The following is an 891-nucleotide window of genomic DNA, read 5'->3' on the forward strand; positions in this document are numbered from 1 at the left end:
AACAAAATAACGAAAGTGTTCTCTAAGGTTTTTCTAACAGGCGCTAACATCAAGTGGTCTTCAAGCGCGACACCGATGCTATATCGACTACCAGGAATAGGCTGGTGAGCCTCCCCTCCTAGATCAAGCGCCCTCATTCCGGCATTCCCCGTGATCATCTCGTTACCAAGAGCGTTTAATTTAGGGTTATGTTCATTTAGGATAGAGTACTTACTGACGGCCTTTTCACCCTGCTCATTTAAGACAAAGTCGCCTTGATCATCACGTAATAGTTGAATGATCTTATTTTCGTCCCAGTGATACCAGTAAGTTCCGTCATTCGCAACCAGCATCACCTTGGCACTTCCCTGGACACCAGAAAAACTTTCTTTAACCAAGGTTTGAACCCGATCATGGATATATTCCCAGGGAATACTCAGCCCCAACATCCCCCTTACTATCTTACCTTTATCCTGAATAGGAGCCGCAATAACAATCTGCTTAACCCCCGTCGTAAAGGAGATCATCGGGTTAGAAATATAGGCTTCAGGCGAATCAGGATCTTCAGGGTGAATACTCACCTGCCAATAGTCGCGAGAGCGAATATTTTTAGGCTTCGAGTCTGGTTATTTATCATCAAAGGTTCGAATCCCTCCTTGTAGCAGATTCGCACCAGAAGTGTTATAGAAATGTCCGTTGGGTAAACCAATAATGAACTTCTCAAACTTAGGTTTCAGGAAGGTCAATTCACGCTTTAGATAAGGCATGAAGGTTTCGAACTAAAGGCCAGAAAGCTCTGCAGAACGAGCGTATTCCTGCACCAATGACTCACCATGGTCAAACTCAAACTGAAGACCATTAGCAACGAGCATTAAGCTCTTCTGCGCAATTTCTACGGTAGACTCAGTAACT

The 891-nt window shown here is 44.2% G+C and carries 1 protein-coding gene and 1 pseudogene; both read right to left on the reverse strand.

Annotation, left to right across the window (positions count from 1 at the left end):
- Positions 1-560 (reverse strand): annotated as a pseudogene (locus A3763_RS22810) (cache domain-containing protein); the annotation flags it as partial.
- Between the two features lie 45 nt (positions 561-605).
- Positions 606-746 (reverse strand): hypothetical protein, encoded by a 141-nt coding sequence (locus A3763_RS27755; RefSeq protein ID WP_156490449.1) that lies wholly within the window; start codon positions 744-746, stop codon positions 606-608.
- Between the last annotated feature and the right edge of the window lie 145 nt (positions 747-891).

Source organism: Oleiphilus sp. HI0128 (assembly GCF_001635365.1).

Coding starts and splice junctions, on each gene's coding strand:
- A3763_RS27755 (WP_156490449.1), bottom strand. CDS start 746: ATGCCTTATCTAAAGCGTGAATTGACCTTCCTGAAACCTAAGTTTGAG.